We start from the raw sequence: 8,205 nt of genomic DNA, 5'->3' as shown, positions 1-8,205 counted from the left end.
ACCAAGGAGGCTACCCAGGTTACGGGATGGGTCACCAAGGAGGCTATCCAGGCTACGGGATGGGTCACTACGGGGGCCACCCAGGTTACGGAATGGGCCACCATCATGGGGGCCACCCAGGTTACGGAATGGGCCACCATCATGGGGGTTACCCAGGTTACGGAATGGGCCACCATCATGGGGGTTACCCAGGTTACGGAATGGGCCACCACCATGGGGGCTACCCAGGCTACGGGATGGGTCACGGAGGTTATCCAGGTTACGGAGGCAGCGGATACGGAAACTTCCCTGGCTATGGCACACAGTCTCATGACCAACAGTATGGACAACAGACGGGGCGCGACGAGGATGAGTTTTAACCAGAAATAGGTGAAGTGTTCATAGAAGTGAAAACATATAGATTATGAAAAAGTTTTATCCAAAAAGATGCTCAGGTTAAACTGAGCTTTTTTTGATTACTCCTTAGAAGAAATAAAGGATGAAGATGCATAGCTATTCATATATTGAAACGATGATGATAAATATGAATGTGCTTAAAATGAAAGGAGGTAAAGCTTTGATTTCATATGATTTTGAGTATTATCTTCCATCATCAATAAAAGAGGCTGTCCATGTATTTGAAGATTTACATAAGCAAGGAAAAGATCCCATTTATTTTTCAGGTGGAACCGAAATAATCACGCTTGGAAGATTAAATATGGTTAAGACCGGAGCTGTCATTGATATTAAACAAATACCGGAATGTCAGATGTTCAAGCTTCAACACGATTCATTGATAACAGGGGCAGCTAATACCTTAACACATATTGAAGAGAGGAATCTCTTTCCATTATTAAGTAAAACGGTTAGTGAAATTGCCGATCGAACGGCTCGGAACAAAATTACAGCAGGCGGTAATATTTGCGGACAGATTTTTTATCGGGAATCTGTTTTGCCTTTTTTATTAACAGACAGTCAAATGGTGATTGCAGGCAGGAATGGAATTAAGACTGTTTCGATACTTGAAGCTTTTAATCAGAGACTTTTACTAGAACATGGTGAACTCCTGGTCCAAATCAAAACAGACCAAAGTTATCTTAATCAACCATTTATCAGTATGAAAAAAAGAAGGCAATGGGATACAGGCTATCCTCTCATTACCGTTGCCGCCCTAAAAGTCCATGGAATGATTAGAATAGCAATAAGTGGACTAACCTCTTACCCTTTTCGTTCTACACAAATGGAGCAGAAACTTAATAACAGGGGGAATTCTTTGAATCAAAGAATTAATGAGGCAATCCACACTTTACAGGTACCACACTTGGACGATTCTGAAGGGTCTTTTCCATATCGATTGTTCGTATTAAAAAATACAATCCGTGATGTGCTTCACCAATTGGAAGGAGAGGAGTAAAACGATGGCTGATGCTTTAAGTGTAAGTGCAATACTTCTAATCAATGGGGAAGAGAAGAGAGTTACATTCCGTTATGCTGATATTCTTCTAGATGTTTTACGCTATCAATTGGGCCTAACAGGTGCTAAGCCAGGCTGCCTAAATGGTGATTGTGGTGCTTGTACGGTTAATATTAACGGAATTGCCCAAAAATCCTGCTTGCATTTAGCTGTTGAAACGATTGGCAAAGAAATACTTACAATAGAAGGTCTGAATGCTCCTATTCAGGGGACATTCGTTGATCACTTTGCCTTCCAATGCGGATATTGTACATCTGGGTTCATCATGAATTGTCATTCGTTACTGAAGCATCGAAAAAATCCATCTGATCATGAAATAACAAAATGGTTGGAGTCAAATATATGTCGTTGCACGGGATATATGGAGATAGAGAATGCGGTTAAATCAGCATTCCATTTGATAAAAGATGATGAATGATACAGGAAGGTGATGGAAAACGTTGAAAGAATATCTGCGTGTGATTGCAGAGGCAACCAATACAGAAGAGTGGAGTGTACTGGCGACTATCATTCATGTAGAAGGTTCGGCCTATCTAAAAGAAGGAACCACAATGTTATTTCTAGAAAATGGGAAAACGATTGGATTGATTAGTCCGGGTTGTCTGGAAGAGGATTTATTTTTTCATGTAAAAGAAGTATTTGCATCCGGAATCTGCCGTACGGTTGTGTATGATTTAAGTGCCCAAAACGATTTCTCCTGGGGACAAGGAATGGGCTGCAATGGAAAATTATATATTTTACTTGAGTACGTGGATGAAAAAATGAAGCAGAATTTAAGGAAGGTGTACGACTATTTACAACAAGGTAAGAAAATTCTTCACATAAAAAAATTAACACCTGATTTCTCGGTTACAGCATCAGCCTACATAACTGAAACTGGGCATTTTTTTGGACATCTGTACGATGATATTTCAGATTATGTGGATTGGAATCTGCCGACTGGTACTAATTTATGTCATTTACTTTACAGTCAAATCTATTCTCCCCAAAATAAATTAATCATTTTTGGAGCAGGTCCAGATGCACGCCCTTTAGCAAATTACGCTGCCGAATTGGGATTCCTGGTAACTGTTTGTGATTGGCGTGAGTCACTGTGCAACTTAACCTATTTTCCGAAAGCAGAACAATGCATTCTCGGCTTTCCAGGTAAAATTTTTCAAAAAATAACGATACATGAGAATGACTTTGTTGTCTTAATGACACATCAATTCAAAAGGGATCAAGAAATACTATCTTATTTAGAGGAGCAGAACCCGGGCTATTTAGGGATACTAGGATCACAGCACAGAACCAAAAAGCTGTTTCGGCAAAATAAGATTCCTCCTTGGGTATCAGCACCGGTTGGTTTACCAATTGGGGCAGTGGGGCCAGGTGAAATAGCGATTAGTATTGTGGCAGAAATTATTGGGGTCATGAGGCAAAAACAGAGAGGGAATCGGCGATGAAGGTGGTTGGGGTTTACCTTGCCGCCGGGGATAGCAGGCGTATGGGAACGAATAAGTTATTACTGGATTTAGACGGTAATCCCTTAGGGTCGTTAGCTTTACAAGCAGCGTTAGAATCTACTATTCACCGAGTATTGGTTATCACAAAAAAAAATGATAAGCTTTCATGGATAGCTCCCCACCTCTTTACAAGTGATTATAGAAGAAAATGGACTTCTGTTCAATTGAAGAAAAGCAATCGGGGGCAGGCTTATTCCATTATAACCGGTTTACATGAGGCGATTATCTTGCATGCTGATGCCGTTCTTGTACAGTTGGCTGATCAACCATTTGTAACTGCTAATATGATTAATCTGCTCATCGATGCTTTTGAGAAAAAACCTTCAAAATTATTTTTTTCTTGCAGTTACGATGGAGTGCTTAGGCCGCCTGTACTCTTTACAAAAAACTTCTTCCCGATATTAATGGATCTGAAAGGGGATAATGGTGCGAGAGATTTACTAAATGGGAAATTTAAAGAAAAAGGTGAAATATATAATTTTGATAAAGAAGATTTTTTGCTTGATGTAGATACGATGGATGACTATCTAAAATTTAAAAAATAAAGTTGCGGTTTGTAACTTGCACAGGACTATAAAAGGCCGCCAAGGAGCAGCCTTTTTAGTCCTATTTTTATTTTTTTCTATTACTATCTCATTAACAAAAGCATGCACCAATAATAATAAGAAGAATAAACAATACAACGATTAGGGCAAAACCCCATCCAAAACCACAGCCGCCATAACCACCATAGCCATATCCTCCACAGCCGTAACCATATCCATACATAAAAAAATCCCCTCCTTTTTGTATAGGTTATGTATATGTACTTCTTTTTCATTAAGTTAGTATGACTGCCTATTACGTTTAAAAATTTATGAGTCGTTACCAGTTAACATTTATTTTGTATGTGAGACAACAAGGAACAAATAGGCATTATCCTGCATATTGTAACGATAAGATACGATACAGAATAGAAGGGTGTTAAGAAATGCCATCAGTTGTAATCAATTTACATTATTTAAAAATCAATAGTATTTCCGGTAATGGCTCAATCACCATAGGCGAAGCATCTTATAATAGTCCAACAGCTTATAACAAATCACAGGGAATGAATTCCTCCTATGGTGATACATCACCTACAGAAGCAATCATGGAAAATTTATTAAACGATCCCGATGTGAACGATCAAACCTCAATTGGAAATGCCGACAATTCTTATGTTAATACACCAATACCCCCAGCACCGCCGATACCGCCAATTTAGATAAAGGAGTGATTTGATATGCCGTATCAAATCAATATTTTAAATATCAAGGTGAATGGAGCCAATCAAAACGGAAATATTGATATTGGCCCAACTGTGCATAATAGTCACACCGCTAATAGTAAATTTATTGGAGCAAATATTTCATTAGGTGATTTTTCACCACCTTCGGCTGTTTTAAATTCAGGGAATGTTGATATAGATATAAGTGATCAGGATCAAATAGCCAATCCTTCTATGCCTATCGCCAATCAAGTATAAAGGAGCAAGAAGATGGACATAGAAAAAATGAGAAGATGGATAGAAATAACGAACCAATACAAAAAAACGGATTTTTGGACTCGTGTACTTGAGGAAAAATATCCTGATGAAATGGTAAAAGAAAATATGTATTGTCCAAAATATGATTTGTATCAAAATGAATACTATAATTTTATTATTGTTGAAATTCCCGGTGTGAATCGTGAGGATCTTTCCCTTCACTTAATCTCAAATACACAATTAAAGGTTAGCGGCATTATCCATCCTATTTTATCGCTTGAAAAAGAAATGAGAAGGGAAAGAGTGTATGGTGAATTTGAGCGGATTATAGATCTTCCAGAAGCAACACATGTGCAGCACCTGTATATTCAAGTGAATAATGGTTTGCTGCAAATCTCCTATCCTCGAATGGTTGAGCGTATCCATTTTACTTGAAAGATTAGTATGGAAGACCCGACTGCACAAAAAATGTCTGTTTTATGCATGAACCCCCTCTGTTAAGGGAATAAATGAAAGGATACTTTATTAGGGGGTTTTGTCATGGAAAAGATTGAAGTTGGAGAAGTTTTTACGATTTCAGATGAAAATGATGAAGAAATGGAAGTTGAAGTGCTTGCTGCAATGAATATTGAAGGAACAGACTATGTGGCAGTTGCTTTTGTTGAGGATGTAAAGGAAGAAACCGATGAAGACATCGATATTTTCTTTTTAAAAGTGGACCAAGAAGGTGACTTCACAGCGATTGATAGTGATAAGGAATTTGATATGGTGTCTGCAGCTTTTGAAGAAATGATGGATGAAGAAGAAGAGTAACTTTAATCAGGTTCGTCAGGAGACAAATTACAGTGAAAAATAGGTGCTTTTCTTAAATAGAGAGCACCTATTTGTGTTGGATTATATAAATACATAAGTTTTTCATTTCAATCTTAATAAGAATACGCTTTGAAATAAAAAAAGGATCTTTCAATAAAGAGCCGAACGAATGAATAAGCAAATAAATTAGAAAGGATGATTTTATTGGCTAGTATATCCACAACAACACTAACAATGACTAGACGTTTTGAGGTTGCACCTGAAAAGGTTTTTGAAGCATGGCTGAAACCAAATCTTATGCGAAAATGGCTTTTTACTATGGAACATACAAATAAAATAGCACAAAGTGATGGGAAAGTGGGCGGAAATTGGGAGATTGTCGACCATCGTGAAGGGAAAGATTACAGAGCCACAGGGGAGTATTTAGAAATTATTCCTCCAACTAAAATGGTATTAACCTTCGAAATGCCTCAATTTAGTGAAACGGTGGACAAAATGATGGTTGTTATTGAACCACTAGAAGACGGTTGTGAGATGACCTTCACACAAGAGATTGTCATACCTCATGAAGAAGGATGGACGGAAAAAGAAGTAAAAAAAGTGGAAAAAGAGTACTATGAAGGATCAGAACACGGATGGAATTTAATGTTTCTAGGTTTAAAACAATTAGTGGAAACGGGTAATATTAATTATCCATCTTAATAATAGGATTCACGAGCAATTCTTAGTGTATTTTTCATGGGGCGTTTCTAAATTTATGATAGAAGGATAAGAAATGTCCCTATTTTTATGTGCGTTTTCTTGCATTGTAAAATCCATTTTTTCTACATTATCATGTTCTGCTTCGTAAATAATACATCTGACAAACTTTTCGTACTGGAGGGAATCAGATGTCGAGCACCGAAATACAACAAACGTACATAAAAGTAGATAACATCAACCTGTACTGTGAATTTGTTTTAAATGACAAACCGCCAATTCTTCTCATCCACGGCTTTGCATCATCCATTTTTACCTTTCGCCGGATTATTCCGTTATTGCAAAAGCATTTTTCCGTTTTTGCAGTTGATTTACCCGGCTTTGGAAAAAGCGAAAAGCCTACGTCCTTTGTTTATAATTTTCAAAACTATGCAAAGCTGATGCTTGAGTGCATCCACAAACTTGAGATTCCAAATACATATATTGTAGCCCATTCAATGGGAGGTCAAATCGCTTTGAATATGGCTCTAATAGCTCCTGAAAAAATAAATAAACTCATTCTGCTATGCAGTTCAGGATATTTAAAGCGCTCCAAAAAACTTCTTATCTGCAGCTCCTATTTACCCTTCTTTGAAAAATTCGTCCAATACTATGTTCGAAGAAAAGAAGTGAAGGAACACTTAAAAAACGTTTTTTATAACCATACGTTGATTAATGAAGAATTAATTCGGGAATTTGGAAGTCCACTTTCTGAAAAAAGTTTTTATAAAGCGCTCATTCGGCTGCTACGTCACCGAGAAGATGATTTGTTACCGGAGCAGCTGCAAACGATACAAGTCCCCACTTTATTGGTATGGGGAGAGGAAGATCGAGTGGTACCATTGGAAATTGGGAAACGGCTTGTACAAGATTTACCCGATGCCAAGTTAATTACTTATAAAAAAACAGGACATTTAATAACGGAGGAAAAACCAGATCTTGTTTTTAAAAATATCTTATTGCATACCAGCTAAAGTCCACAGTTAATGTTAAAGAGTCAGATAGAGAATTTCGATGTCCAAGAAGCATTTCTAAAAATGGAGATAAATCACTTATCTCCGTTTTTTTATCTTATTACTGGGGGATGTCAATAGTTAATGACACCATTCTTCTATTTAACTGCTTTGTATTCATCCAATTGGATTATACAAATGTAATCCAATTGGATGAATACAAAGCAGTTTTTTAAGTTTACTATAAACATATATATTCTTTTTATTAAAAAAAGAGTAAGTCGGCTCTTAAAGAGATTTCCAAGGATAACTAAACAAATAAATAACATTGGGAGGAGAAAAAAATATGTTAACACCGGAAGATACAGTGATTGGTTTTATTGGAACAGGGGTCATGGGGAAGAGTATGGCGGGCCATCTTTTAAAAGCAGGATATCCTTTAGTTGTATACAATCGCACGAAGGAGAAAGCAGAGACACTGCTGCAGCAAGGAGCGGAGTGGGCAAATTCTCCTTTGGAAGCAGCTCAGAAAGCCAATGTCATTATTACCATGGTGGGTTATCCTCAGGATGTAGAAGAAGTATATTTGAGTGAGCATGGCATTATAACAAATGGGAAGGCGAATACATACGTAATCGATATGACAACGTCAAAACCCTCGCTAGCTGAACGAATTTATGAAGAGGCGAAGAAAAAAGGAATGTTTGCTGTTGATGCACCTGTTTCCGGTGGAGATGTAGGAGCAAGGGAAGCACGCCTTTCCATCATGGTTGGCGGAGATAAAGAAGTATTTGACGAATTAGAACCTTTATTAAAACTACTTGGAACGAATGTCGTATATCAAGGGAAGGCAGGTGCCGGACAGCATACGAAAATGTGTAACCAAATTGCTGGAGCATCTACCTTACTAGGTGTTTGTGAAGCAATCGTTTATGCAGAAAAAGCAGGACTTGATCCAAAAAAGGTGCTGACAAGTATTGAGTCTGGTGCAGCGGGAAGCTGGCTGCTGTCTAATATGGGTCGGAGGATGCTGGATGGCAATTTCGAACCCGGCTTTTATATTAAACATCATCTTAAAGATATGAATATTGCCCTTCAGGAAGCGGAAGCAATGGGCATGGAAACACCTGGACTGTCTGTAGTACAAAGGCTATACAGTGAACTGGCTGAAAAAGGGGAAGAAAATAGCGGACATCAGGCATTGTATAAATACTGGGAAAAATAAGGACTAAAAGC

At 37.9% G+C, this 8,205-nt stretch carries 13 protein-coding genes; 12 read left to right on the top strand and 1 reads right to left on the bottom strand.

Annotated elements, in window-relative coordinates; translation table 11 throughout:
- The 5 genes from F4V44_RS12805 to F4V44_RS12785 all read left to right on the top strand — a co-directional run.
- A partial coding sequence (locus tag F4V44_RS12805; protein ID WP_191090660.1) for a hypothetical protein occupies positions 1–359 on the top strand: 359 nt, incomplete at its 5' end.
- A gap of 197 nt (positions 360–556) precedes the next feature.
- On the top strand, positions 557–1,393 hold the full coding sequence (locus tag F4V44_RS12800; protein WP_150440403.1) for an FAD binding domain-containing protein: 837 nt from the start codon (positions 557–559) through the stop codon (positions 1,391–1,393).
- A gap of 4 nt (positions 1,394–1,397) precedes the next feature.
- Complete coding sequence (locus tag F4V44_RS12795) at positions 1,398–1,871, top strand: (2Fe-2S)-binding protein (RefSeq protein WP_150440402.1); 474 nt, start codon at positions 1,398–1,400, stop codon at positions 1,869–1,871.
- A 22-nt stretch (positions 1,872–1,893) separates the two neighbouring features.
- Positions 1,894–2,898, top strand: a complete 1,005-nt coding sequence (locus F4V44_RS12790; RefSeq protein ID WP_223881877.1) for an XdhC family protein — start codon at positions 1,894–1,896, stop codon at positions 2,896–2,898.
- Entirely contained in the window at positions 2,895–3,503 is a 609-nt protein-coding gene (locus F4V44_RS12785; protein ID WP_150440401.1) for a nucleotidyltransferase family protein, read from the top strand. Before F4V44_RS12790 ends, F4V44_RS12785 begins: the two co-directional genes overlap by 4 nt.
- A 91-nt stretch (positions 3,504–3,594) precedes the next feature.
- On the opposite strand, the gene F4V44_RS12780 is transcribed toward F4V44_RS12785, so the two are convergent.
- Entirely contained in the window at positions 3,595–3,726 is a 132-nt protein-coding gene (locus tag F4V44_RS12780) for a YjcZ family sporulation protein (RefSeq protein WP_150440400.1), read from the bottom strand.
- Positions 3,727–3,928: 202 nt separating this feature from the next.
- Here F4V44_RS12780 and F4V44_RS12775 point away from each other — a divergent pair, with 202 nt between their 5' ends.
- The 7 genes from F4V44_RS12775 (at position 3,929) to F4V44_RS12745 (ending at position 8,194) form a co-directional block, all read left to right on the top strand.
- A complete protein-coding gene (locus tag F4V44_RS12775) occupies positions 3,929–4,204 on the top strand; it encodes a spore germination protein (RefSeq protein ID WP_150440399.1) in 276 nt (91 codons plus the stop codon).
- Between the two features lie 18 nt (positions 4,205–4,222).
- Positions 4,223–4,465 carry a spore germination protein gene (locus F4V44_RS12770; protein ID WP_150440398.1) on the top strand — a complete coding sequence of 81 codons (243 nt, stop codon included), beginning with the start codon at positions 4,223–4,225 and terminating at the stop codon, positions 4,463–4,465.
- A gap of 12 nt (positions 4,466–4,477) precedes the next feature.
- On the top strand, positions 4,478–4,900 hold the full coding sequence (locus tag F4V44_RS12765) for an Hsp20/alpha crystallin family protein (protein WP_150440397.1): 423 nt from the start codon (positions 4,478–4,480) through the stop codon (positions 4,898–4,900).
- A gap of 105 nt (positions 4,901–5,005) precedes the next feature.
- Entirely contained in the window at positions 5,006–5,278 is a 273-nt protein-coding gene (locus F4V44_RS12760; protein ID WP_150440396.1) for a DUF1292 domain-containing protein, read from the top strand.
- A 204-nt stretch (positions 5,279–5,482) separates the two neighbouring features.
- Positions 5,483–5,980 carry an SRPBCC family protein gene (locus tag F4V44_RS12755; protein WP_150440395.1) on the top strand — a complete coding sequence of 166 codons (498 nt, stop codon included), beginning with the start codon at positions 5,483–5,485 and terminating at the stop codon, positions 5,978–5,980.
- A gap of 188 nt (positions 5,981–6,168) precedes the next feature.
- Positions 6,169–6,990: an alpha/beta fold hydrolase gene (locus F4V44_RS12750; RefSeq protein ID WP_150440394.1), complete on the top strand. Its 822-nt coding sequence runs from the start codon at positions 6,169–6,171 to the stop codon at positions 6,988–6,990.
- 325 nt (positions 6,991–7,315) lie between these two features.
- On the top strand, positions 7,316–8,194 hold the full coding sequence (locus F4V44_RS12745; RefSeq protein ID WP_150440393.1) for an NAD(P)-dependent oxidoreductase: 879 nt from the start codon (positions 7,316–7,318) through the stop codon (positions 8,192–8,194).
- Positions 8,195–8,205 lie beyond the last annotated feature (11 nt).

The sequence above is a fragment of the Niallia endozanthoxylica genome, assembly GCF_008710145.1.
Taxonomy (GTDB): domain Bacteria; phylum Bacillota; class Bacilli; order Bacillales; family Cytobacillaceae; genus Bacillus_BD; species Bacillus_BD endozanthoxylica.
The sequence above is the reverse complement of the archived record's forward strand: the minus strand, read 5'-3'. Positions and strand labels throughout refer to the sequence as shown.